The sequence below is a fragment of the Polaromonas sp. P4_F6 genome, assembly GCF_056401275.1.
The window spans coordinates 250,406-273,782 of record NZ_JBFUJQ010000004.1; the positions used below are offsets into that span (position 1 = coordinate 250,406).

Below are 23,377 nucleotides of genomic sequence, written 5' to 3' on the forward strand. Positions count from 1 at the left end.
AGCGATTCCCATGGCAGGCCTTCAACCCGGCTCCCCGACGCCCACGGCGCTGACGGTTCACAGCCAGTCGCGCGTGCTTGAAATCGCGTTTTCCGACGGCGCCGAGTTCCGGATTCCGTTTGAACTCATGCGCATCTACTCGCCGTCCGCCGAGGTGCAGGGCCACGGCCCGGGCCAGGAGATCCTGCAGACCGGCAAGCGCGAGGTGACGGTGGTCGAACTCGAGCCCATAGGCAACTACGCGGTCAAGCCGGTGTTTTCGGACGGCCATGAGAGCGGGATTTTTTCCTGGGACTACCTCTACCACCTGGGTGCCGAGCAAAACCGTCTCTGGGACGACTACCAGCGTCGCCTGCAAGCCGCCGGTGTGGACCGCGATGCGCCCATGCCCCAGGCCGGCGGGCAGGGCTGCGCCAGCCATTGATGGCGCGAGCCGCGCGAGGCCCTTTGCCGCGCCGCGCCGGGTGGTCAAAGCCCGCATCACGGCACTGTTGTTTTTCCAGCATAAAAGCCTGCAATAAGCCCGCAATGTCCCGCGTCAGCCCAGGGTTGTCGCGGCCATTGCCCGCTTTGCCCTCTAGCATTGACCTATGAGCAGTACCCATTTCGGTTTCGAATCCGTTGACGAGCAGGACAAGGCGCGCCGGGTGCGCGGCGTTTTTGATTCCGTGGCGCCCAAATACGACGTGATGAACGACCTGATGTCCATGGGCCTGCATCGCGCCTGGAAGGCCTACACCGTGCTGGTGGCCAACGTCAAGGAGGGCTACCAGGTGCTGGACATCGCCGGCGGCACGGGCGACCTGGCGTTGGCCTTTGCTCCCAAGGTGGGCAGTACCGGGCGTGTGGTGCACACCGACATCAACGAGGCCATGCTGCGCGAGGGCCGCAACCGGCTGCTGGACGCAGGCGTGAACCTGCCGACGCTGGTTTGCGACGCCGAGCACCTGCCTTTCCCCGACGCGAGTTTCGACGTGGTGACCGTGGCCTTCGGCCTGCGCAACATGACGCACAAGGAAGACGCGCTGCGCGAGATGAACCGCGTGCTCAAGCCCGGCGGCAAGTTGCTGGTGCTCGAATTCTCCAAAGTGGCCAGGCCGCTGGAAAAAATCTACGACTGGTATTCCTTCAAGGTCCTGCCCCGGCTGGGCAAGCTGGTGGCCAATGACGACTCAAGCTACCAGTACCTCGCCGAGTCCATTCGCATGCATCCGGGCCAGGAAGAACTTAAAGCCCTGATGCGTAAAGGTGGTTTCGGCCATGTGGACTATCACAACATGACGGGCGGCGTAGTGGCATTGCATGTTGGAATCAAGTGCTGAAGTGTTGAAGTGTGATTAAGGAGACGATATGAAGATCTGGTCCGCAATTCTTTCCACCGTGCTGGTCACGGCCATGGCCCTGGCAGGCACGTCGGCCGAGGCCAAGCGCCTGGGTGGCGGCAAGTCCTTCGGCAAGCAGTCGTCCAATGTCACGCAACGCGAGGCGGCGCCCGCGGGCGCCGGCTCCGCCACCAATTCCGCCGCCAAGCCGGCAACGCCCGCCGCGGCGCCCGCGCAGGCGCCCAAGCGCCCCTGGGGCGCGATGCTGGGCGGCCTGGCCGCCGGCCTGGGCCTGGCCTGGCTGGCTTCGTCGCTGGGCCTGGGTGGTGCCTTCGGCCAGATCATGCTGTTTGCCCTGCTGGCGCTGGTGGTCATGCTGGTGATCGGCTTTGTCATGCGCAGGCTCAAGGGCGGGGCGGCCAGTGCGCCCGGCGCGGCCTCCGGTCAGGCGCCTTTCGCCTTCCAGGGTGCGGGCAATGCCACCACCCCCAAGAACTACAGCCCCGAAAACGTCGGCAACGATGCCTCCGCGCGCCCCTGGGAGCGCAGCAGCATGGCTTTCGACGCCAACAAATACGACGCGGCCGCGCCCGCTGCGGGCGGCTCCATGATCGGCTCGGCCCTGCTGGGCTCGCAGTCCTGGGGTGTCCCGGCCGGTTTTGACGCCGAAGGCTTCCTCAAGGCCAGCAAGGCCAACTTCGTGACGCTGCAGGATGCCTGGGACCGCTCCGACATCCAGAGCCTGCGCGCCATGATGACCGACGACATGCTCGAGCAGATCAAGACCCAGCTCGCCGACCGCGAATCGCACACCGGCGGCCAGGTCAACAAGACCGAGGTCGTGATGCTGGACGCCCAACTGCTGGGCATCGAGGAACTCAGCGACGTCTACATGGCCAGCGTGGAGTTCTCCGGCATGATCCGCGAAGACGCCTCTGCCGGCGCCAGCCCCTTCCGCGAGGTCTGGAATATGACCAAACCCCGCAACGGCGGCAGCGGCTGGCTAGTGGCTGGAGTCCAAGCTCTCCAGTAATCGGTTGGAAGGCGCGGCTCCCCATTCAAGCAGGGGCCGCAGGCGCAGCGGCCCCTTTTGTGGTGAAAGGGGCAGGGAGAGGCAGCAGGCCACACGAAGTGCGCGACCGTGGGGGCCATGTCAGAATCGGGGACGTATGAATACATCGTCCCCTTTTTCATTTCTGGAATCCATCGCCACCCGTTTTCAGCCTCCCGACTGGGTGGTCGATGAGGGGCAGCAGCGGCTGGTGCTGTTCCTGAACCATGTCCTGATGCAGGAAAAGCAGGCCCAGGACCGCTTGTTGCGGCAAAAGGGGCGTGTGGTGCACCTGCGCTGGGGCTTGTTCTCGATTGACCTGGTGGTCACACCCGCGGGCCTGGTCGACCGGGCCACGCCCGGCGCCACGCCCGGCGCCACGCCGGACCTCACCCTGGCCGTCGCCATCGAGTCGCCGCTCACTGTCGTGCAATCCGTCCTGGCCGGCAAGCCGCCGCCGGTCAAGATCGAAGGCGACGTGCAACTGGCCGCCGAGCTGGGCTGGCTGGCCGAAAACCTGCGCTGGGATGCCGAGGAAGACCTGTCGCGCCTGATCGGCGACGCACCCGCCCACGCGGTGGCCGACGCCGGGCGCCGGCTGTTTGAAGGACTCAAGCAGTTCCTCGCCAGGACACCGCTGGCTCCGGCGCCCACCTCGTCCGGGGTTGCCACACAGGCGGCGCCCGCAAGCCCCGCGGCGGGTGAGGGCGCCCCGACCGCGAAGGCTTCTGCATGACCCGGCTTTTCCGGGGCGTCTTCATCGTCTGGACCGTGCTGCGGTTCGGGCTGGATGAGCTGGTGCTCTCCAGTTTCCAGCGTCCGGGCGTGCGCCTGCTGACGCGCATCGTTTCCGTCGGGCGCAACCTGAAGGCGCCGCGCGGCGAGCGCCTGCGCGAAGCCCTCGAAAGCCTGGGCCCCATCTTCGTCAAGTTCGGCCAGGTGATGTCCACCCGCCGCGACCTGCTGCCGCCCGACATCGCCGACGAGCTGGCCCGCCTGCAGGACAGGGTGCCGCCGTTTGACTCCGCCGTGGCCGTCGCCATCATCGAAAAAGCCTTCGGCCGGCCGCTGGACCGCATTTTTGCGAGCTTTGAGCACACGCCGGTCGCCAGCGCCTCCATCGCCCAGGTGCATTTCGCCACCCTGCCGAACGGGCGCGAGGTGGCCGTCAAGGTGCTCAGGCCCAATATGCTGCCCGCCATCGAGAAAGACCTGGCGCTGATGCACATGATGGCCGGCTGGGTGGAGGGCGCCTCGGCCGACGGCAAGCGCCTCAAACCGCGCGAGGTGGTCGCCGAGTTCGACAAATACCTGCATGACGAGTTGGACCTGCTGCGCGAGGCTGCCAACGCGGCCCAGCTGCGCCGCAACATGCAGGACCTCGACCTGGTCATGATCCCCGAGATGGTCTGGGACTTCTGCATGCCCGACGTGATGGTGATGGAGCGTATGAAGGGCGTTCCCATCAGCCAGGTGCAGCGCCTGCTGGATGCCGGCGTGGACATGAAAAAACTGGCGCGCGACGGCGTCACCATTTTCTTTACCCAGGTGTTCCGTGACGGCTTTTTCCATGCCGACATGCACCCGGGCAATATCCAGGTGAGCCTGGCACCGGGAACTTTCGGCCGTTACATCTCGCTGGACTTCGGCATCGTGGGCACGCTGACCGAGGTCGACAAGGAATACCTGGCGCAGAACTTCAGCGCCTTCTTCCAGCGCGACTACAAGCGGGTGGCCGAGCTGCACCTCGAATCCGGCTGGGTGCCCCCCGAAACCCGGGTCGACGAGCTGGAGGCCGCCATACGCGCCTGCTGCGAACCCTATTTCGACCGGCCGCTGCGGGAAATCTCGCTGGGGCTGGTGCTGATGCGGCTGTTCCAGACATCGCGGCGCTTTCACGTCGAAATCCAGCCCCAGCTGGTGCTGCTGCAAAAAACCCTGCTCAACATCGAAGGCCTGGGGCGCGAACTGGACCCCGACCTGGACCTCTGGAGCACCGCCAAGCCCTTTCTCGAGAAATGGATGCTGGAGCAGGTGGGCCCCGAAAAACTGCTGGCGCAGCTCAAGGCCGAGGCGCCGGCCTATGCCAAGCTGCTGCCGGGCCTGCCGCGCCTCCTGTCCCAGTACCTGAAATCTCCCCCCGGCATCAGCCGGCGCGAGCTTGAAGAATTGCTGCAGGAACAAAAACACACCAACAAGCTCTTGCAAAGCCTGATTTACGGCGGCCTGGGCTTTGTTTTGGGGCTGATCGCCATGCAGCTCATCCTGCGCGTGCGGCTCTTCTAAAGCCGCCGGGAAGGGCCTCAACGGCCTATAATTGAAGGCTTTGCACCCGGGCTACCTTGCCCGGGCAAATTCCCCGGGAATTCCTGGGAATACCCCCTCAAAGCCTTAAGCACTATGCCAATCTACGCCTATAAATGCGAGTCCTGCGGGCATGCCAAGGACGTTCTGCAAAAAATCTCCGATGCGCCGCTCACCGTGTGCCCGAACTGCGGCGCGCCCGCGTTCAAAAAGCAGGTCACGGCCGCGGGTTTCCAGCTCAAGGGCTCGGGCTGGTATGTGACGGATTTTCGCGGCGGCAACAGCACGGGCGTGGCCGCCCCCAAGACTGAGGGCGGCGAAGCCGGCAAGGGCGCGGACAGCAAGCCGGCCGATTCCACGGCCGCCGCGCCGGCAAGCACACCGGCCGCTCCAGCCCCCGCAGCAGCCGCACCCGCCAAGGCTTCGGCCGGCGATGCTTCTTCCAAGTCTTCCTCGTGATGGCTTCCATTCGCCGATGGCTTCTGGCCGGACTGCTGGTGCTGGTGCCCCTGGCGATCACGCTGTGGGTGCTCGACTGGATCGTCGGCACGCTGGACCAGACGCTGCTGATCCTGCCGGGCGCCTGGCACCCCGACAAGCTGCTGGGTTTTCACATCCCCGGCTTCGGTGTGCTGCTCATGCTGCTGATCGTGCTGCTGATGGGCGCCTTCGCCAGCAATTTTTTCGGCAAGAAGCTGGTGCGCTGGGGCAATTCCTTCCTGAGCCGCATCCCCATTGTCCGCTCCATCTATTCGAGCGTGAAGCAGGTCTCCGACACGGTGTTCTCGGAAAACGGCAACGCCTTTCGCAAGGCCCTGCTGGTGCAGTGGCCGCGTGAAGGCGTCTGGACCATAGGTTTTCTCACCGGCACGCCCGGCGGGGACGTGGTCAACCACCTGCAGGGCGACTACCTGAGCGTTTACGTCCCGACCACGCCCAACCCCACCGGCGGCTATTTCGTGATGCTGAAAAAAAGCGACTGCATCGAACTCAAGATGAGCGTCGATGAAGCCCTGACCTACGTGATTTCCATGGGTGTCGTGGTGCCCGCAAAGCCCGTGCCGCTGCCCGCGACCCTGCCCCTGACCCCTCCCCTTTAAACGGCGACAACTGCCCCAAAAGCGCTGAAAGTTCGAGTATTTTTATGGCCATCGTTTCCCAAATGCGTTCCCACTATTGCGGTCTGGTGACCGAGAGCCTCATGGGCCAGACCGTGAGCCTGTGCGGCTGGGTCAACCGCCGGCGCGACCACGGCGGCGTCATCTTCATCGACCTGCGCGACCGCGAAGGTTATGTGCAGGTGGTCTGTGATCCGGACCGCGCCGACATGTTCAAGACCGCCGAAGGCGTGCGCAACGAGTTCTGTGTTCAAGTCAAGGGCGTGGTGCGGGCCCGCCCCGACGGCACCACCAACGACAACCTCAAGAGCGGAAAGATCGAGGTGCTGTGCCACGAGCTGATCGTGCTGAACCCCAGCGTGACGCCGCCCTTCCAGCTCGACGACGACAACCTGTCGGAGACGACGCGCCTCACGCACCGCGTGCTGGACCTGCGCCGCCCCTACATGCAGAACAACCTGATGCTGCGCTACCGCGTGGCCATGGAAACGCGCAAGTTCCTCGACGCCAACGGCTTCATCGACATTGAAACGCCGATGCTGACCAAGAGCACGCCCGAAGGCGCGCGCGACTACCTGGTGCCCAGCCGCGTCAACGAAGGCATGTTCTTCGCGCTGCCGCAAAGCCCGCAGCTGTTCAAGCAGCTGCTCATGGTGTCCGGCTTCGACCGCTACTACCAGATCACCAAGTGCTTTCGCGACGAAGACCTGCGCGCCGACCGCCAGCCCGAATTTACGCAGATCGATATTGAAACCTCCTTCATGGGCGAGCAGGACATCCGCGACCTGTTCCAGGGCATGATCAGCAGCATCTTCAAGACCGTGCTGGACACCGACCTGGGCGAGTTCCCCGTCATGGCCTATGCCGACGCCATGCACCGCTTCGGCTCCGACAAGCCCGACCTGCGCGTGAACCTCGAATTCACCGAGCTGACCGACGTCATGGCCGACGTGGACTTCAAGGTCTTCAGCGCGCCGGCCACGACGGCGGGCGGCCGCGTGGTGGCCCTGCGCGTGCCCGGCGGCTCTGAAATGAGCCGCGGCGAGATCGACGGCTACACCGAGTTCGTCAAGATCTACGGCGCCAAGGGCCTGGCCTGGATCAAGGTCAACGACGCCGCCAAGGGCCGCGAGGGCCTGCAAAGCCCCATCGTCAAGAACATCCACGATGCCGCCATTGCCGAAATCCTCAAGCGCACGGGCGCGCAGAACGGCGACATCATTTTCTTCGGCGCCGACAAGGCCAAGATCGTCAACGACAGCATAGGCGCGCTGCGCCTGAAGGTCGGCCACAGCGACTTCGGCAAAAAGACCGGCCTGTTCACCAAGGGCTGGAAGCCGCTGTGGGTGGTGGACTTTCCGATGTTCGAATTCGACGAGGACGGCCAGCGCTGGAGCGCCGTGCACCATCCCTTCACCGCGCCCAAGGACGGCCATGAGGACTGGATGGACACCGACCCGGGCCGCTGCATCGCCAAGGCCTACGACATGGTGCTCAACGGCTGGGAACTGGGCGGCGGCTCGGTGCGTATCCACCGCGCCGAGGTGCAGAGCAAGGTGTTCAGCGCGCTGAAGATCGGTCCTGAAGAAGCCCAGCAGAAGTTCGGCTTCCTGCTGGACGCGCTGCAGTACGGCGCGCCGCCGCACGGCGGCCTGGCCTTTGGCCTGGACCGCATCGTCACCATGATGACCGGTGCCGAGTCGATCCGCGACGTGATCGCCTTCCCGAAAACCCAGCGCGCGCAGGACTTGCTCACGCATGCGCCCAGCCCGGTGGACGAAAAGCAGTTGCGCGAGCTGCACATCCGCCTGCGCAACCCGGTCTAAACGGCGCGCCGCACGGCCAGCGCGAAAGGGGATGCCTTGAAGCCGTTCAAGATCCCCGAGTCGGTGCTGGTCGTCATCCACACGCCGCAGCGCGAGGTGCTGCTGATAGAGCGCGCCGACAATCCCGGCTTCTGGCAGAGCGTGACGGGGTCCAAGGACGGGGTGGACGAACCCTTGCTGGAGACCGCCATGCGCGAGGTGCTTGAGGAGACGGGCATCGCTGCCGCGCCGGCGCAATTTCGCGACTGGGGCCTCGCCAACGTCTACGAGATCTACCCGGTCTGGCGCCATCGTTACGCGCCCGGCGTGACCCGCAATACCGAGCACGTTTTCAGCCTGTGCCTGCCCGAGGCCCGCGAGGTGAAGCTCAACCCCCGGGAGCACACCGCCTGGCAATGGCTGCCGCACCACGCGGCGGCCGACCTGTGCTTTTCGCCCTCGAATGCCGAGGCGGTGCTGCTGCTGCCGCAATTCATGGCCTGAGCCGTGAGGGCCGCGAGGGCCGCGCGCAGGCGCAACACTTTGTGAGTTGGCGTTTCACAGGATTGGCAAACACCGGCCGCTCGGTTTAAATGGGACGGACCCCACGCCCATCTCTCCATTCGCACAGGGACGAACGCCACCGCCCATGCTGTATCCCCTCCACAAGACCGGCGAGCTGCAACTGCTCCAGGGCGGGCGGGACTTTTTCCCCGCCTTGGTCCAGGCGCTGGACGCGGCGCATAGCTGGGTCCAGCTGGAGTCCTATATTTTCGATTTCCACGGCGCCGGGGCGCAGGTGGCCGAAGCGCTGGTGCGCGCCGCCGGCCGCGGCGTGACGGTGCAGGTGCTGGTGGACGGCATAGGCACCAGCCCGCTGCCGGCCGAATGGCGCGAAAAATTCGCGCAGGCCAAAGTCGACTGGTGCGTCTACTCTCCCCTGGGCACGGGCCTGAGCGGCCTGGGCCTGCTGGTGCCGGAGCGCTGGCGCCGCCTGCACCGCAAGCTGTGTGTCGTCGACCAGCACACGGTGTTTTGCGGCGGCATCAATGTGCTCGACGATTTTTACGACCCCAACCACGGCGAGCTCCAGGCGGCTCGCCTTGATTTCGCCGTGGCCGCCACCGGGCCGCTGGCGCTGGAAGCCGCCGATGCCATGGCGCTGCTGTGGTGGCGCGTGCAGGCAGGCTACAGCGCGCGGCAACGGCACATGAACGCGGCCTGGGAGAAGTTCAAGGCGGCGGGTTACGGCGGGCGCACCGGCGCCACGCTGCCCGCCGCGGGCAGCGGCGCCGGCCCCAGGGCGGCGCTGGTGCTGCGCGACAACCTGCGCAACCGCAGCAGCATAGAGCGCGCCTACCGCAAGGCCATAGGCAAGGCGCACCGAGAGATCATCATCGCCAATGCCTACTTTCTGCCGGGGCGCAAGCTGCGGCGCGCCCTGATAGGGGCCGCGCGGCGCGGCGTGCGCGTCACCTTGCTACTGCAGGGCCGCTACGAGTACTTCATGCAGTACCACGCGGCCCGGCCCGTCTACGGCGTCCTGCTGGCGGCGGGTGTGGAGATCCATGAATACGAGGCCGGCTTTCTGCACGCCAAGGTGGCCGTGGTGGACGGGCACTGGGCCACCGTGGGCTCGTCCAACCTGGACCCCTTGAGCCTGTTGCTGGCCCGTGAAGCCAATGTGGTGGTCGAGGACAAGGCCTTTGCCGAAGGCCTGGCGGGCATTCTGCGCGATGCCATGGTCAAGCACGGGCGGCGTATGGACCCGGCCGCCCACAGCCACCGCCCCCTGGGCCAGCGCCTGCGGGGCTGGGGGGCTTATGCCCTGGTGCGGCTGGCGCTGCTGGTGGCGGGCCAGCGCTATTGAGGCCCTGAAGCCCCAACTTGATCAGATCGCTATTAAATTAATAGCTGCTTGCGCCCGTGCGGAAAGGGTAAAAGGCCAAAGACCCTGTCAAATTCCGGACAAGACGGCGCCGGGGCGGGCTGGTAATATCTGGCATGCTTATGAAATCCGACACGCCCCCCCAGGACGCGACCGGCGAGGGTACGCCCGTTTCCGTCAAGATCCGCGAACGGCTGGCCCTGGCGCGCAAGCGCTTTCACGCCAATGACAACATCGCCCAGTTCATCCAGCCCGGAGAGCTCGAAAAACTGCTGGACGAAGTCGAGGGCAAGATGCAAGGCGTGCTCGACAGCCTGGTGATAGACACCGCCGGCGACCACAACACCAACAACACCGCGCGCCGCGTGGCCAAGATGTACCTCAACGAGGTCTTCAAGGGCCGCTACGTGGCCTCACCCACCATCACCGAGTTCCCCAACGCCGAACACCTCAACGAGCTCATGATCGTCGGGCCCATCACGGTGCGCAGCGCCTGCTCCCACCACTTCTGCCCGGTCATCGGCAAGATCTGGATAGGCGTGCTGCCCAATGAGCACACCAATGTGATCGGCCTGTCCAAATACGCGCGCCTGGCCGAATGGGTCATGGGACGCCCGCAAATCCAGGAAGAGGCCGTGGTGCAGCTGGCCGACCTCATCATGGAAAAAACCCAGCCCGACGGCTTGGCCATCGTGATGGAAGCCAGCCACTACTGCATGGCCTGGCGCGGCGTGAAAGACATGGACAGCAAGATGATCAACTCGGTGATGCGCGGCGTGTTCCTGAAGGACTCGACCCTGCGCCGCGAATTCCTCGCACTGATTCCGCAAAAAGGCTAAGCATGCTCGTACGTTTACTTTACGCAAGCCGCGCGGTCGACACCAGCCCCGAGGCCATCGAGGGCATCCTGTCGCAGTCGCGCCAGCACAATCCGGCCACCGGCATCACCGGCATCCTCTGCTACGGCGGCGGCATCTTTCTGCAGGCCATCGAGGGCGGGCGCATGGCGGTCAGCGACCTGTTCGGCCATATCCAGCACGACGCCCGCCACAAGGACGTGGTGCTGCTGCACTTCGAGGAGATCTCCGAGCGGCGCTTCGGCGGCTGGACCATGGGGCAGGTCAACCTCTCCAAGCTCAACCATTCCATCCTGCTGAAGTATTCCGAGAAGGCCGAGCTCGATCCCTATTCCGTCTCCGGCAAGGTGTCCTACGCGCTGCTCGAAGACCTGATGGCCACCGCCTCCATCTGCGGGCGCGTTTGAGCCTGGCGGCGTCGGCGTGAGGGAGCCTGCATGGCGCCGGTGACCGGATTGCTCCTGGGCTGCGATTTTTCCAGCAGCCCCAGCCGCCGCAAACCCATTGTGATGGCCACCGGCTCCGCGGCCGGCGGCCGCGTGCTGCTCGCCGGCCTGGAGCGCCTCGAGTCGCTGGACGGCTTTGAGCAATGGCTGCGCCGCGAACCCGCCTGGCTGGGCGCTTTTGATTTTCCCTTCGGCTTGCCGCGCGAACTGGTTGAGCAGCTCGGCTGGCCCGGCCATTGGCCGGACCTGATGCTGCACTACGCGGCCCTGAGCCGGCCCGATATCCGCAGCGCTTTTGCCGCCTTCTGCGACGCCCGCCCCGCCGGCCGGAAATTTGCCCACCGCGCCGCCGATGGACCGGCCGGCTCCAGCCCCTCGATGAAATGGGTCAACCCGCCGGTGGCCTATATGCTGCATGCGGGTGTGCCGCGGCTGCTGGCGGCCGGCGTGCACCTGCCCGGCCTGCACGACGGCGACATTCGCCGCGTCGCGCTCGAGGGCTACCCCGGCCTGCTCGCGCGCGAAGTGCTAGGCGGCCGCTCTTACAAAAGCGACGACAAGGCCAAACAGACGCCGGAACGGCTGATTGCGCGCAAGGACCTGATCACCGCGCTGGAAAACGGGCAAACCCGGCTGGGGCTGCGCCTGAAAGTCAGCCATGCCCAGCGCGACACGCTGGCCGATGACGCCAGCGGCGACAGCCTGGATGCCGTGCTGTGCCTGATGCAGGCGGCCTGGGCGCAGCGGCAGGGCGCGCCGCGCTACGGTTTGCCGCTGGAGATGGACCCGCTGGAAGGCTGGATTGTCACGGCCTGACATCCGCACGAAGGAGCAGGGCCGGCCTGTCTGTTTGTCCAGTATATTCAGGGGCCTTTTTTCCGCGCATCACGCGCCCCTTAGTGCCATGTCTTTCCTTTTCCGCGTACTCGTGCTGGCCGCGCTGCTGGGCGCGTGGCTTCCCGTGCAGGCATCTTCCCAAGCCAAGTCCACACCAAGCGCCTGGTCCGGCGTGGTGACTTATGTGGTCGACGGCGACACCGTGAGGGTGCGGCCGCCCGGCGGCGGTAAGCCCGTCAGCGTTCGCATCAGCGGCATAGACGCGCCGGAAATCTGCCAGGCCGGCGGCACCGCCTCCCGCGACGCGCTGATGCGCAAGCTGCTGGGCCAGCGTGTGGCTGTGCACGGGCGGCAGCATGACGACTATGGCCGCCTGCTGGCGAAGATCAGCTTCAAAGGCGAAGACACGGGCCGCTGGATGGTGGCGCAGGGCCTGGCCTGGTCTTACCGCAACCGGGGCAACGCCGGCCCCTATGCCGCGCAGCAGCGGCAGGCCAGGGCCGCGGGGCTGGGAATCTTCGCGCCATCGTATGCCGCACCGCCGGTGTACCCCGCGCAATTCCGCAAGCGGCACGGCAGCTGCCGCTAACACCGGAGCTGCCCCTTGTCCTACGGCTGTTTCAGCCGGTACCGATGTGCGGCAACGGGCCATCTGGCTAGAGTGAATGTGCGCGAACGCCGCTTCGCCACTTTCTTGCGCCCGGCTGCTCAGGCCGAGCCCCTCACATCCCGATAAGGAGCCACCATGATTCCCACCCTTTTGAATCCCTCGCAAGCGGGCCATGCCCCGCGGCCGCTGGCCGTCCTGGTCGCGGCATCCCTGGCGCTGGCCCTGTCGGCCTGCAACAAGCAGGACGAGGGAAAAACCGCCGGCCAGCAACTCGACTCGGCCATTGCGAAAACCGAAGACGCCGCCGCCCGGGCCAAAGCCAAGGCCGAGAGCGAGATGGCCAGTGTGGGCGCCGCGGTGAAAAACGCGACCCAGAGCGCCGAGTCTTCCGGCAAGGACATGGCCGCCAAGGCCGGTGAAAAAATCGACGACCTCACCATCACCACCACCGTCACTGCGGGCTTCGCGAAGGACCCGGACCTGAGCGTGCTCAAGATCAATGTGGACACCCGCGACGGCGCCGTGACCCTCAAGGGCTCCGCGCCCACGTCGGCCGCCCGCGACAAGGCCGCCGACCTGGCCAAGGCGGTCAAGGGCGTCAAATCGGTGGACAACAAACTCGAGGTCAAAGCAGCCGGCTAGAGTCAGAGGCCGCGAGCCTGGACGTGAAAAAGGCAGGCCATGGGAAATCCCATGCCTGCCTTTTGCAGCCACCCTTGCGGTGGCATAGGGCCCAACCGTTTACGGGCGAACGACGATGTCGTTGCGAACGGCCTTGACGTTCTTCACGTTGCGGGCGATGTTTTCAGCCTGGGCCTTTTCCGCGGCGGATTTGGCGAAGCCGGACAGCTGGACGGTGCCGTTGAGCGTTTCCACCTTGATGGAGGAGGCCGCCACGGTCTTGTCCTCGACGAATTTCGCCTTCACGGACGTCGTGATGGCGGCGTCGTCGACGTAGGCGCCGGCAGTTTCCTGGCCACGCCCGACAGCGCAGCCGCTGCCAATGATGGTGATGCCTGCCAGGGCGGCGAATGCAAGTGCGCGAGCGTATTTCATATGGTTTCCTCTTGTGTTGATGTCATGGTTTTGGTGCAGGGTTGAAAAAGCCTGTCTGTGGACGGCACCACGCCCACAGGCCTGCGGTAAGGGTTATGTCTCCAGCCAGTCCCTGAGTTCGTGCGGGCTCGTGCGCGCCGCTTCCAGGCCGGGCTCGCGCGGCTCAGCTTCGGCGCGGGCCGTTGCCGTGGGGTGTCTGGAAATGGCGAGGGGCTTCATGGTGTTCTTTGTGCCTGTTCGTTGTCTTGCGCCGGGCGGGAAAGCAGGGACAGCAGGGCGCCCGAGACCTCCGACGACTTGAGCGTGGCCAGCAGCACGCTGCCCAGGGACACCAGCCGCCAGGGCTTGAAGGCCACGGCCGCGGCGCCCGCCACGGCGGCGATGCCCAGCAGCTGCAGCGGTTTTTCCCTGGCGTACTGGCCGAGCACGGGCCGCGCCAGGTTGAGCGCGGCGCTCACGGGGTGGTGCTGCCACCAGGCGCCCAGCGCGTGTTTGATGAAGCCCCAGCTGCCGCCACTGGCATATGGTGGGCCTTCCTCACCGTGCTGCGCAGACTGTTCCTGCTCATCGTGGGACAGCTTGTCGCGGTTCATATGCCTGACGATGGCCTTGCGGCTGCTGGCCAGCCTTTCCTGCGGCGTGGGCTGGGTGAGTTGGGAGAGGGCGGTCATGGTGTGGTCTGGGTGGCGCTGTTCAGGCGGCCATGCGCAAGGCATGGGCGTCACTGTCGATCTGCGCCTTCAGTTCGGGAAAGCGCTCCGAGGAAAGAGGCTTGCGCGCCCGCAGCATGGCAATGGCCAGGATGGCCAGCGCAATACCCGGCACCACCACCAGCGCCCAGTGAAACTGGTTATGCAGCATCCCCAGCATCACGGCCGTGCCCGCCAGGCCCAGGAAGACGGCGGCCGCCACGACGGCCACCGCCCAGGCCACGACACGCGCCAGCAATTCGGAGCCGGCCTCGGAAGCTTCTTCCTGGAACAGCGCCGCATAGGCCGACAAGTGGTCCACGACCAGGTCGGGCCGCTGCACGATGGTGGAGAAAAGGGGATGGAGCATGGCGGGGTGCTTGTATTGGCCTGTGTCGCGGTGTGGCTCGGTAGCTCTCAGTAGCGGTTCTGCTGGCGGTGGTGGCGTGCCGAGGAAATCAGCAGCGCGACGCCCGCGCCTACCGCGGCGGCGATCAGCACCGAGCGCAGGGGCTGGTCGGCGACATAGCGCGAGGTTGCGCCCGCGGCGTTGGACAGCGAGCGCTGTGCGCGGTCCTTGGCTTCGGCGGCGATGTCCAGGCTCTGGCGTGCCAGGTGCTGGGCCTTGGAGGCCAGCATGTCGACCACAGGGTCGACGCTGCCTCGCAGGTCGCGCACCTTGCTTTCTGCTTTGTCGAGGGCTTCGTTGGCATAGCTGCGGGTGCTGCCCACGGCTTTCTCGGCGGTCTGCAGCAGCTCATCGGAGGCTTGGCGGGCGGTATTGGCGGCGGTCTGGGAATTCATGGCGGTCCTTGGTGGTTTGAGGGGAAGCATTAAAAAGAAGAAGGGAAAACAAAAGCCGTGTCACCGGGTGACGCGGCTCATGCGGGGGAGGCGAAACGCGGGACCGTCAGTTCTTGCGCAACAGGCTGATGACAAAACTCACGACGGCCATCACGGCAAAAATGAAGAACAGGATCTTGGCGATCTCGACGGCGCCGGCCGCGATGCCACCGAAACCGAACACGGCGGCGATCAGCGCGATGACGAGAAAAACGACGGAATAGTGCAACATCTGAGGCTCCTTGCTCCGGGGTGGATGGCCCTTGCTTCGGTTGAAGCGGCCTTGAGCCAAGCTTAGAGAGCGTCCCGCGATGGCCTCATCGGCTGCGGACGTGTGCCTGTGTCAGTTCGAATGGCCACGCCCTGTAGGAGGGGGCCGACATTTTGTTACGCGCTTGCGAGGCTCACGCGCGCGTGCGCGTGTCAGCGCGTCTTCGGCAGCACCGCGGAAATGCGCGTGCCCTCGCCTTCGGCGCTGGTGACGGTGAGGCGGCCGCCCGCGGCTTCCACGCGATGCCGCATGCCGGCCAGTCCGTGGCTGCCCGCGCCCACGCTGCCGACCTTGAAACCCTTGCCGTCGTCCTTGACCTCGACGGTGATGTAGCTGTCGAAGTTATGCAGGCTGATCTCGGCCTGCTTGGCTTCCGCGTATTTGCCGATGTTGGTCAGCGACTCCTGCACCAGGCGGTAGACGGTCAGTTGCGCGGAGCCGCCGAGTTCGACGGGCTCCAGGTCGGTGGTGATGGCCAGGCCCGAGCGTTCCTCGAACTCACGTCCCAGGATTTCGAGCGAGGCCACCAGGCCCAGGTGCGACAGCGAGGACGGGCGCAGGTCTTCCACGATGCGCCGCTTGAGCGCGATGCCGCTGTTGAGCGTGTTGGTCAGGTGCGTAAGCCTCTCCACCGCTTCCGGCATGCTGCCCGCCAGGCGCGACTTCAAACGCGCCACATCGAGCTTGGCCGCGGTCAGCAGCGCGCCCAGTTCGTCGTGCAGTTCGCGCGCCAGGTGGCCGCGTTCGTCCTCGCGCACATTCTGCAGGTGGGTGGCCAGTTCGGCCAGGTTGGCGGTGCGCTCACGCACCTGCACTTCGAGGAAGTCGCGCTCGCGCTGCAGGGATTCCTGCTCGCGCCGGCCCGAAGCCAGCAAGGCCTTGGTCTGCAGCAGGTACATGTAGAAGGCCAGCAAACCCGCCAGCGCCACGGTGGCCACCCCGATGCGCGACAGCTGCAGCGAGCGCCGGATCTGCTCCTGCCCCTGCTCCATTTTGCTGACGCTGCCGGCCGCCAGCCTGGCGGACTGCTCGCGGATGGCCTCCATGTGTTCCTTGCCGACGTCCGTGGTCAGCACGAACTTCCAGGCGTCCTCATTGCCCTCCTTGCGCATGCGAACGCTCAGGTCCATTTCGGCCAGCTTGCGGGAAACGTGCCGCGACATCTGGCCGAACTCCGCCAGCTGCTCCCGGTAGGGCGTGAACAGCTGGCGCAGCGTGTCCAGGTTGTGGTCGATGTCGGCCAGCGCGGCGTTGTAGGGCTCCAGGTAGCGCGCGTCGCCCGTCAGCAGGTAGCCCCGCTGGCCGGTTTCCGCGTCCAGCATGTGCTGCAGCAGCTTGTTGATGGCGCCGCGGGTCTGCTGCGCCTCTTCAATGCTGGCCGCCGCTTCGGTAGACTTGCGGAAACTCGCCTCATTGATGAAGATGAGGAAGGCGGCGGCCAACACCGCCAAAGGCAGGCTGATGGCCATTCTGGGTATCGCAAATGCTTTCACGGCAAACTCCGTTTGGTACTTCGGTGAAGAATTCGTCAATAATGGGTGCTGAAAATTAAAGCAGGCGCCAGTTCAAGGCTTCTCTTTTCACGGCGTTGCCGGCTTGCAGCTTTATAGGAAGACAGCGACATGATCAAAATCGGAATTGTGGACGACCACGCCATTGTGCGTTCGGGGCTCAAGCAGTTTTTCTCGGACCAGGTTGACTTGCGCGTCGTCGGCGAGGCCGGCAGCGGCCGTGAGGCCATTGACCTGGTTCGCAATGTCGAACTCGACATCCTCGTCATGGACTTGTCCATGCCGGGCCAAAGCGGCATTGACGCGCTGGCCATGATCCGCGCAAAGGCGCCCGATGTCGGCATTCTCATCCTCAGCGGCTACCCCGAGGAGCACTATGCGGTCAACCTGATCCGCCAGGGCGCCAGCGGCTACCTCAACAAGGAGTGCGACCCTTCCGAGATTGTCGACGCGATCCGCGTGATCTCGCTGGGCAAGCGCTACATCACCCCGGCGGTGGCGGAGCTGCTGGCGCAGCAGCTGAACCGGCCCAACGACGTGGCTTCGCACGAGCAGCTGTCCGAGCGGGAGTTCCAGGTGTTCCTGAAACTGGCCAAGGGCGAGACGGCGGGCGACATCGCCAAGGCGCTGTCGCTGAGCGTGAAAACGGTGAGCACCTACCGCACCCGCGTGATGGAAAAGATGAGCCTTTCCTCGAATAGCGACCTGACCTACTACGCGCTCAAGAACAAGCTGATTGATTGAGTTCAATCGGCGGCGGCGCTCTGCTGGATGCAATAGTCCACCAGGGCGTCGATCTCGTTGGATTTGTCGAACACCGCGTCGACGCCGAGTTGCGTGCAGCGCTGGCGGATGTCGGCGGTGGCATAGTTGCTCAGGACCACGACTTTCTGCCGTGAAGGGCGGTCCCTGCAGGCGGCCAGCACGCCCAGCCCGCTTCCTTGTTTGAGAAACAGGTCAACAATCGCCAGGTCCCAGTCCTCGCTGTTTTCCGCCAGCCAGGCCTTGCCTTCGTTTTCGGTTTCTGCGGTTCCCACGGCATCAATGCGTGCCAACTCCTCCAGCGTTCCGATCAGATTTTCGCGAATGGTCGGATTGTCTTCTACGATGTACGTTTTCAGTCTCACTGCTCAGGTCCAGGTGGGAGGCCGCGTGGCTTTCGAAGTATTACGAAAGTCCCAAAAATGCGAATGTCTCTTGTTTCCTAATGTATCTTCAACCCAGGCCCATTCTGCCAGCGGCCAAGGCCAGCACTTGTAGGAGGCCGCCTACGGCTGCATTGCTTGTGCGCCGCAGCCACACTACGCGGGCTGTAGGTACATGCCCACAGGGTGTCATGGCGCCTGCCGACTGCCTCATTCCGCAATCCGGCCGATAGTGGAATGCAGGGCTAAACGGAGCCCCGCGCCCCGGCGCTTCCACACCTTCCCCGCCACCCGCGCGGCAAGCCCGGCCTTCCGCCTCCTTGACGGGCCCCATCCTCCATGCCACTCATGAACACTCCCCAGTCCGCGCCGGTCCTCTGGCGACGGTGGCTTGCCGGTATCGCCGCCGTGCTGCTTGCCCTGGTGCTGGTACTGGTGTTTTTCCCATGGGACATGCTGCGCGGCCCCATCAACCGCCATATTTCCGACCAGTTGGGACGGCGCTTTGAAATCACCCGGCATCTGTCGGTGCACCTGGGGCGCACCGTCACGGTCAGGGCCGACGGTGTGGAGTTTGCCAACCCCGAGTGGGCCAGCAAGCCTTACCTGGTCAAGGCGGAGGCGGCCGAATTCGACATCAGGCTGCTGCCGCTGCTGCTGGGCAAGGTCGTGTTGCCGCGCATCGCGCTGACGGCACCGGAAATAGGGCTGCAGATGGAGCCCGATGGACGCCGGACCTGGGCGCTGGCGCGCGACACCTCCGATGAGGGTGCCATTCCGCGCATCGATGCCTTGCTGATAGACGGCGGCAGCGTGGACTACCGGGCGGCGGCGCAGGGCGCCAACATCCACGTCGATTTTTCGCTCGCCCAGGAGGCGGCCGGCCAGTTGCCGCTGAGCTACAAGGCCACGGGCAAATGGAAGAACGAGGCCTTCAGCGCCAACGGGCGCACCGGCGGCGTCCTGCAGCTGAGCAAGGACGTGGAGGCACCGTTCCCGATAGAAGTGAATGCGGTGGCCGGCAAGACCAGCCTGAAGGCCAAGGGCAGCATCGCCAACCTCGCGGACCTTGCCGGGGTGGATGCCAGCTTTGACCTGCAGGGCCGCAACCTCGAGGAACTCTACAAGCTGCTGGGCGTGGTGCTGCCGTCCACGCCGCCTTACAAATTGCGCGGCAAACTCGCCAAGCACGGCAAGGTCTGGGCTGCCAGCCAGATTCAGGGACGCCTGGGCAGCTCGGACCTCAGCGGCGCGCTCAGTTTTGACCCCTCCGCGCCGGTGCCCTTGCTGACCGGCAAGGTGCAGTCAAAACTGCTGGACTTCGCCGACCTGGCGCCGGTGATCGGGCTGGCCCCGCCGGCGGGGCCCACTCCCACGAATGCCGTGGCCGCCAAGGCCGAGCCCGCGCCGGTCAAGACAGGCAAAACGGGCAACGCCTCGCGCAAAGTTTTGCCCGTCGCGACACTGGACATTACCCGGCTTAAAGCCATGAACGCCGACGTGGTGTATTCGGCCGCCGACATCCGGCATGTGCAGGTGCTGCCGCTGGACAAGGGCAGCGTGCACGTCAAGCTGACGGGCGGTGTCCTGCAACTCGAGCCGATATCGCTGGGCATCGCGGGCGGCACGGTGGCCGGCGCCATACGCATAGATTCGAATGAGGTACCGGCGCTTTTTGCGGCGCGGCTGGACCTGCGCGGCGTGCAGCTCAACCAGCTTTTCCCCGCGGTGCAAACCACCAAAAGCAGCCTGGGCAAAATCAGCGGCCAGTTCGACTTGAAGGGGCGCGGCAACTCGCTGGCGCAGATGCTGGGCACGTCTTCCGGTGATGTGGCCGTCCTGATGGGCAAAGGCGAGATCAGCAACATCCTGCTCGAATTCATGGGCCTGGATGGCGGCGAGATCATCAAGTTCCTGGTGCGCGGCGACCGCAATGTGCAGCTGCGCTGCGCGGCTGTCGCCTTTGAAGTCAAGCAGGGGCTGATGAGCAGCAAAACCATCGTGCTGGACACTTCCGACACGGTGATCAACGGACGCGGCAACATCAGCCTAGCCGATGAAACCCTGGACCTGGTCCTGGAGCCGGCTCCCAAGGACCACAGCATCCTGAGCTTGAGGTCGCCCTTGAAAATCGGTGGTACTTTCGCGGCCCCGTCGGCCGGTCCCGACAAGGGCGCACTGGCCGGGCGGGCCGGCATCGCGCTCGCGCTGGGTATGATCAATCCTTTGCTGGCCCTGGCCGCCACGATAGAAACCGGGCCGGGCCAGGACGAGAACTGCGCGGCGATCCTGAAACAGGCCGCCGCATCGAGCGCTGGCTCGCGCATCCCGGCGGCTGCCGTCAAATAAAAGGTCAGCGGTGAATGCCGCCGCAGACCGCGCAAGCGGTGTTGCGCGCCAGTTTCATCTCGCTCCATTCCATGCGCCTGGCGTCCAGCATCAACAGGCGCCCGGTGAGCGCCTCGCCCACGCCGCACAGCAGCTTCAGGGCTTCGGCCGCCTGCGTGCTGCCGATGATGCCGACCAGCGGCGCGAACACGCCCATGGTGGCGCACAAGGCTTCTTCCATCAGCTCCGATTCGGGGAACACACAGGCATAGCAGGGCGACTGCGCATGGCCCGCGTCAAACACCGCGACCTGGCCGTCAAAGCGGATGGCCGCGCCCGAGACCAGCGGCTTGCGGTGTTTCACGCAGGCGCGGTTGATCGCGTGGCGGGTCGCGAAGTTGTCGGTGCAGTCGAGCACCAGGTCGGCCTGGGCTACCAGGTCATCCAGCAGCGCGCCCTCGGCCCGCTGCGTGACGGGCGTGACCGTCACGTCGGGATTGATCGCCGCGATGGCCTGCCGGGCGGATTCGGCCTTGAATTCGCCGATGCGGTCCAGGGTGTGGGCGACTTGCCGCTGCAGGTTGGTGGCCTCGACACGGTCATGGTCGGCGATGGTGATGTGGCCGACGCCGGCGCTGCCCAGGTAAAGCGCGACCGGCGAGCCCAGTCCGCCGGCCCCGACGATGAGCACATGCGCTTTCAGGAGCCTGTCCTGGCCTTCGATGCCGATGTCGTCGAGCAGGATGTGCCGGGAATAACGAAGCAGCTGGTCGTCGTTCATGAAAGGAAAGGAGTCCGCCGCGGGGGAGGGCGGCCTCGATGGAACAGGAGTGCGAAAAACCGGCCAGGGGAAACCGGGAAAGGCCGGTTATCCCGGCACTCTCCCGTCACGGCCTCAGTTCTCTTTTTTCTCGTTCTTGGGTTCCACCACGGCGGTCTTGCTGACCAGCACGGGACGTCCCTTGAGCTGGTTGATCGCCTGGGCCAGCTGGAAGTCCTTGTCGCTGCCCAGTTCGGGCGGGCGGCGCTGCTCCGGCGTCTTCTTGGCTTCTTCCTCGAGGCGCTTGAGTGCTATCTCGCGGGCTTTTTCGCGATTGGCATCCTTGACCTCGGCGCCCTGGCCGCTGTTGAGGTGTTTCTCCAGGTCGGCTTCGCGGGTGCGCAGGGCGGCGAACGGGCTGCCTTCGGCGGTTTCGTCCACCATCACGTCGGGCACGATGCCGCGCGCCTGGATGGATTTGCCGCTGGGGGTGTAGTAGCGCGCCGTGGTGAGCTTCAGGCCCGTGTCGGGGCCCAGCGGCCGCACGGTTTGCACCGAGCCCTTGCCGAAGGTCTGCGTGCCCATGATGGTGGCGCGCTTGTAGTCCTGCAGCGCGCCGGCGACGATTTCGCTGGCCGAGGCTGAGCCTTCATTGACCAGCACCACCAGCGGCACGTTCTTCAGGGCTGCGGGCAGGCGCTTGAGCGGATCGGCGCCGTTGCGGCGCTGGTAGAACTCGGGCGAGGCCTTGTAGGTGAACTTGCTTTCGGCGAGCTGGCCGTTGGTCGACACCACGGTGACGTTATCAGGCAGGAAAACGGCCGACACCGCGACGGCGGCGTCCAGCAGGCCGCCCGGGTCGTTGCGCAAATCGAGCACCAGGCCCTTGAGGTTGGGCTCCTGCTTGTAGATCTGCTCGAGCTTGGTCACGAAATCCTCGACCGTGCGCTCCTGGAACTGGCTCAGGCGTACCCAGGCGTAACCGGGCTCCACCACCTTGCTGCGAACCGACTGGGTGCGGATTTCCTCGCGCGTGATGGTGACCGGGAAGGTGCGGTTTTCGTCCTTGCGGAAGATCGTCAGCAACACCTTGGTTTTGGGCTCGCCGCGCATTTTCTTGACGGCTTCATTGAGCGTCAGGCCCTTGACCGCCGTGTCGTCGATGCGAGTGATCAGGTCGTTGGGCTTGAGGCCGGCGCGGTCGGCGGGCGAGCCTTCGATGGGCGAAACCACCTTGACCAGGCCGTCTTCCTGGCTGATTTCGATGCCGACACCGACAAAGCGGCCGGTCGTGCCTTCGCGGAATTCCTTGTAGGACTTCTTGTCGAAATAGACCGAGTGCGGGTCCAGGCTGGCCACCATGCCGGAAATGGCGTCGGTGATGAGCTTTTTCTCGTCCACCGGCTCGACGTAATCGGTCTTGACCATGCCGAAAACCGCGGCCAGCTGCTGCAGCTCTTCGAGTGGCAGGGGGGCGATGCCCGCGCGGGCCACCGCCTGCAGCTGTACCGTGGTGAGAGCTCCCGCCACGGCGCCGATTGAAATCCAGCCTGCTATCTTGAGCTTTTGACCCATAAAAAATACCTTCGTAAGCCGTTGGGAAACCCTTGTTCCCCCCGTGGGAAGCAATATACACCTTGGAGAAAGGCCGGAGCCTCCAGTTCCACCCTAGCCAGGGCGCGGCGCGAAAAAAGAAGCGAAACGGTCGGCTATTTACAGGACTTTTACAAAAATCCGGACGGGTAAACCCCTGTGCGGGATCAGGCTTTTCCCTGGGCGCCCACCGCGGCGGCGGCTTTGGCCGCGGCCTCGCTGTCGCCCAGGTAGAAGTGGCGCAGGGGTTTGAGGCTGGCGTCCAGCTCATAGACCAGCGGAATGCCGTTGGGGATGTTGAGCCCCACGATGTCGCTGTCGGAGATGTTGTCCAGGTATTTCACCAGCGCGCGTATGGAGTTGCCGTGCGCCGCGACCACGATGCGCTTGCCGGCCTTGATGGCGGGCGCCATGGATTCGTTCCAGAAGGGCAGCACGCGCTCCACCGTGTCCTTGAGGCACTCGGTCAGCGGCACCTGGCCGGGCTGAAGCTTGGCGTAGCGCGGGTCATCGCGTTCGCCGCGCGGGTCGTTCGCATCCAGCGGCGGCGGCGGGGTGTCGTAGCTGCGGCGCCAGACCAGCACCTGCTCGTCGCCGAATTTTTTCGCGGTTTCGGCCTTGTTCAGCCCCTGCAGGGCGCCATAGTGCCGCTCGTTGAGGCGCCAGCTGTGCACCACGGGCAGCCAGGTACGGTCCATTTCGTCCAGCGTGTGCCACAGCGTGCGGGTCGCCCGCTTGAGCACGCTGGTGTAGGCCAGGTCGAACTCGTAGCCCTCGCTTTTGAGCAGCCTGCCGGCGTTTTTGGCCTGTTCAATGCCGGTTTCCGTGAGGTCCACGTCGGTCCAGCCGGTGAAGCGGTTTTCAAGGTTCCAGGTCGATTCGCCGTGGCGTATGAGCACGAGTTTGTACATGGTCAGGAGGGGTGGGGAGTGGAAAAAAGGGG

The 23,377-nt window shown here is 65.1% G+C and carries 28 protein-coding genes; 17 read left to right on the plus strand and 11 right to left on the minus strand.

Annotation, left to right across the window (positions count from 1 at the left end; translation table 11 throughout):
• Positions 1–10: 10 nt before the first annotated feature.
• From AC1DUN_RS12895 to AC1DUN_RS12965, 15 genes are all read left to right on the plus strand, one after another.
• Positions 11–424 (plus strand): gamma-butyrobetaine hydroxylase family protein, encoded by a 414-nt coding sequence (locus tag AC1DUN_RS12895; protein WP_477714284.1) that lies wholly within the window; start codon positions 11–13, stop codon positions 422–424.
• A 166-nt stretch (positions 425–590) separates the two neighbouring features.
• Positions 591–1,322: a bifunctional demethylmenaquinone methyltransferase/2-methoxy-6-polyprenyl-1,4-benzoquinol methylase UbiE gene (gene ubiE, locus AC1DUN_RS12900; protein WP_007867977.1), complete on the plus strand. Its 732-nt coding sequence runs from the start codon at positions 591–593 to the stop codon at positions 1,320–1,322.
• Between the two features lie 28 nt (positions 1,323–1,350).
• The gene (locus tag AC1DUN_RS12905; RefSeq protein WP_477714285.1) at positions 1,351–2,355 is read left to right on the plus strand and encodes a Tim44 domain-containing protein; all 1,005 of its coding nucleotides are present in this window, start codon (positions 1,351–1,353) and stop codon (positions 2,353–2,355) included.
• 136 nt (positions 2,356–2,491) lie between these two features.
• Positions 2,492–3,109 carry a hypothetical protein gene (locus AC1DUN_RS12910; protein ID WP_477714286.1) on the plus strand — a complete coding sequence of 206 codons (618 nt, stop codon included), beginning with the start codon at positions 2,492–2,494 and terminating at the stop codon, positions 3,107–3,109.
• Entirely contained in the window at positions 3,106–4,659 is a 1,554-nt protein-coding gene (gene ubiB / locus AC1DUN_RS12915; protein ID WP_477714287.1) for a ubiquinone biosynthesis regulatory protein kinase UbiB, read from the plus strand. The genes AC1DUN_RS12910 and ubiB overlap by 4 nt, the downstream gene beginning before the upstream one ends.
• 114 nt (positions 4,660–4,773) lie before the next feature.
• On the plus strand, positions 4,774–5,136 hold the full coding sequence (locus tag AC1DUN_RS12920; RefSeq protein WP_477714288.1) for an FmdB family zinc ribbon protein: 363 nt from the start codon (positions 4,774–4,776) through the stop codon (positions 5,134–5,136).
• Entirely contained in the window at positions 5,136–5,777 is a 642-nt protein-coding gene (locus tag AC1DUN_RS12925; protein ID WP_477714289.1) for a DUF502 domain-containing protein, read from the plus strand. Before AC1DUN_RS12920 ends, AC1DUN_RS12925 begins: the two co-directional genes overlap by 1 nt.
• Positions 5,778–5,821: 44 nt before the next feature.
• A complete protein-coding gene (aspS, locus tag AC1DUN_RS12930) occupies positions 5,822–7,621 on the plus strand; it encodes an aspartate--tRNA ligase (RefSeq protein ID WP_477714290.1) in 1,800 nt (599 codons plus the stop codon).
• Positions 7,622–7,657: 36 nt separating this feature from the next.
• Positions 7,658–8,104 carry a dihydroneopterin triphosphate diphosphatase gene (nudB, locus tag AC1DUN_RS12935; protein WP_477714291.1) on the plus strand — a complete coding sequence of 149 codons (447 nt, stop codon included), beginning with the start codon at positions 7,658–7,660 and terminating at the stop codon, positions 8,102–8,104.
• 145 nt (positions 8,105–8,249) lie between these two features.
• Entirely contained in the window at positions 8,250–9,470 is a 1,221-nt protein-coding gene (gene clsB / locus AC1DUN_RS12940) for a cardiolipin synthase ClsB (protein WP_477714292.1), read from the plus strand.
• A gap of 134 nt (positions 9,471–9,604) precedes the next feature.
• Positions 9,605–10,327, plus strand: coding sequence for a GTP cyclohydrolase I (gene folE / locus AC1DUN_RS12945; protein ID WP_036838408.1), 723 nt, complete (start codon positions 9,605–9,607; stop codon positions 10,325–10,327).
• A 2-nt stretch (positions 10,328–10,329) separates the two neighbouring features.
• A complete protein-coding gene (locus tag AC1DUN_RS12950) occupies positions 10,330–10,752 on the plus strand; it encodes a BLUF domain-containing protein (RefSeq protein ID WP_436157645.1) in 423 nt (140 codons plus the stop codon).
• A 30-nt stretch (positions 10,753–10,782) separates the two neighbouring features.
• On the plus strand, positions 10,783–11,607 hold the full coding sequence (locus AC1DUN_RS12955) for a DUF429 domain-containing protein (protein WP_477714293.1): 825 nt from the start codon (positions 10,783–10,785) through the stop codon (positions 11,605–11,607).
• 88 nt (positions 11,608–11,695) lie between these two features.
• Positions 11,696–12,217, plus strand: coding sequence for a thermonuclease family protein (locus AC1DUN_RS12960; protein ID WP_477714294.1), 522 nt, complete (start codon positions 11,696–11,698; stop codon positions 12,215–12,217).
• A 156-nt stretch (positions 12,218–12,373) separates the two neighbouring features.
• Positions 12,374–12,880, plus strand: a complete 507-nt coding sequence (locus AC1DUN_RS12965) for a BON domain-containing protein (RefSeq protein WP_477714295.1) — start codon at positions 12,374–12,376, stop codon at positions 12,878–12,880.
• Positions 12,881–12,979: 99 nt separating this feature from the next.
• Here the strand turns inward: AC1DUN_RS12965 and AC1DUN_RS12970 are convergent, their stop codons facing one another.
• The 7 genes from AC1DUN_RS12970 to AC1DUN_RS13000 all read right to left on the minus strand — a co-directional run bounded on the left by AC1DUN_RS12970 (position 12,980) and on the right by AC1DUN_RS13000 (position 16,590).
• Positions 12,980–13,294: a BON domain-containing protein gene (locus tag AC1DUN_RS12970; RefSeq protein WP_477714296.1), complete on the minus strand. Its 315-nt coding sequence runs from the start codon at positions 13,292–13,294 to the stop codon at positions 12,980–12,982.
• 93 nt (positions 13,295–13,387) lie between these two features.
• Positions 13,388–13,513: a hypothetical protein gene (locus AC1DUN_RS12975; RefSeq protein ID WP_477714297.1), complete on the minus strand. Its 126-nt coding sequence runs from the start codon at positions 13,511–13,513 to the stop codon at positions 13,388–13,390.
• A complete protein-coding gene (locus AC1DUN_RS12980) occupies positions 13,510–13,965 on the minus strand; it encodes a hypothetical protein (protein ID WP_477714298.1) in 456 nt (151 codons plus the stop codon). Before AC1DUN_RS12980 ends, AC1DUN_RS12975 begins: the two co-directional genes overlap by 4 nt.
• 22 nt (positions 13,966–13,987) lie before the next feature.
• Positions 13,988–14,353 carry a hypothetical protein gene (locus AC1DUN_RS12985; RefSeq protein ID WP_477714299.1) on the minus strand — a complete coding sequence of 122 codons (366 nt, stop codon included), beginning with the start codon at positions 14,351–14,353 and terminating at the stop codon, positions 13,988–13,990.
• Positions 14,354–14,400: 47 nt separating this feature from the next.
• On the minus strand, positions 14,401–14,787 hold the full coding sequence (locus AC1DUN_RS12990; RefSeq protein WP_074577975.1) for a hypothetical protein: 387 nt from the start codon (positions 14,785–14,787) through the stop codon (positions 14,401–14,403).
• Positions 14,788–14,893: 106 nt separating this feature from the next.
• Positions 14,894–15,058 (minus strand): DUF1328 domain-containing protein, encoded by a 165-nt coding sequence (locus AC1DUN_RS12995; protein WP_007867921.1) that lies wholly within the window; start codon positions 15,056–15,058, stop codon positions 14,894–14,896.
• Between the two features lie 191 nt (positions 15,059–15,249).
• Positions 15,250–16,590 carry a sensor histidine kinase gene (locus AC1DUN_RS13000; protein WP_477714300.1) on the minus strand — a complete coding sequence of 447 codons (1,341 nt, stop codon included), beginning with the start codon at positions 16,588–16,590 and terminating at the stop codon, positions 15,250–15,252.
• A gap of 129 nt (positions 16,591–16,719) precedes the next feature.
• Between AC1DUN_RS13000 and AC1DUN_RS13005 the strand changes: the two genes are divergently transcribed.
• Positions 16,720–17,352 carry a response regulator gene (locus AC1DUN_RS13005; RefSeq protein WP_007867910.1) on the plus strand — a complete coding sequence of 211 codons (633 nt, stop codon included), beginning with the start codon at positions 16,720–16,722 and terminating at the stop codon, positions 17,350–17,352.
• Between the two features lie 2 nt (positions 17,353–17,354).
• On the opposite strand, the gene AC1DUN_RS13010 is transcribed toward AC1DUN_RS13005, so the two are convergent.
• Positions 17,355–17,735 (minus strand): response regulator, encoded by a 381-nt coding sequence (locus tag AC1DUN_RS13010; RefSeq protein WP_074577977.1) that lies wholly within the window; start codon positions 17,733–17,735, stop codon positions 17,355–17,357.
• 357 nt (positions 17,736–18,092) lie between these two features.
• On the opposite strand from AC1DUN_RS13010, the gene AC1DUN_RS13015 reads away from it, so the two are divergent.
• Positions 18,093–20,102 (plus strand): AsmA family protein, encoded by a 2,010-nt coding sequence (locus AC1DUN_RS13015; protein ID WP_477714301.1) that lies wholly within the window; start codon positions 18,093–18,095, stop codon positions 20,100–20,102.
• Positions 20,103–20,106: 4 nt separating this feature from the next.
• Here AC1DUN_RS13015 and AC1DUN_RS13020 read toward each other — a convergent pair whose 3' ends face one another.
• The 3 genes from AC1DUN_RS13020 to gpmA form a co-directional block, all read right to left on the minus strand.
• Complete coding sequence (locus tag AC1DUN_RS13020; RefSeq protein WP_477714302.1) at positions 20,107–20,862, minus strand: HesA/MoeB/ThiF family protein; 756 nt, start codon at positions 20,860–20,862, stop codon at positions 20,107–20,109.
• Positions 20,863–20,976: 114 nt separating this feature from the next.
• Entirely contained in the window at positions 20,977–22,416 is a 1,440-nt protein-coding gene (locus tag AC1DUN_RS13025) for a S41 family peptidase (RefSeq protein WP_007867890.1), read from the minus strand.
• A 185-nt stretch (positions 22,417–22,601) separates the two neighbouring features.
• Positions 22,602–23,345 (minus strand): 2,3-diphosphoglycerate-dependent phosphoglycerate mutase, encoded by a 744-nt coding sequence (gene gpmA, locus AC1DUN_RS13030; protein WP_477714303.1) that lies wholly within the window; start codon positions 23,343–23,345, stop codon positions 22,602–22,604.
• Positions 23,346–23,377: the final 32 nt, after the last annotated feature.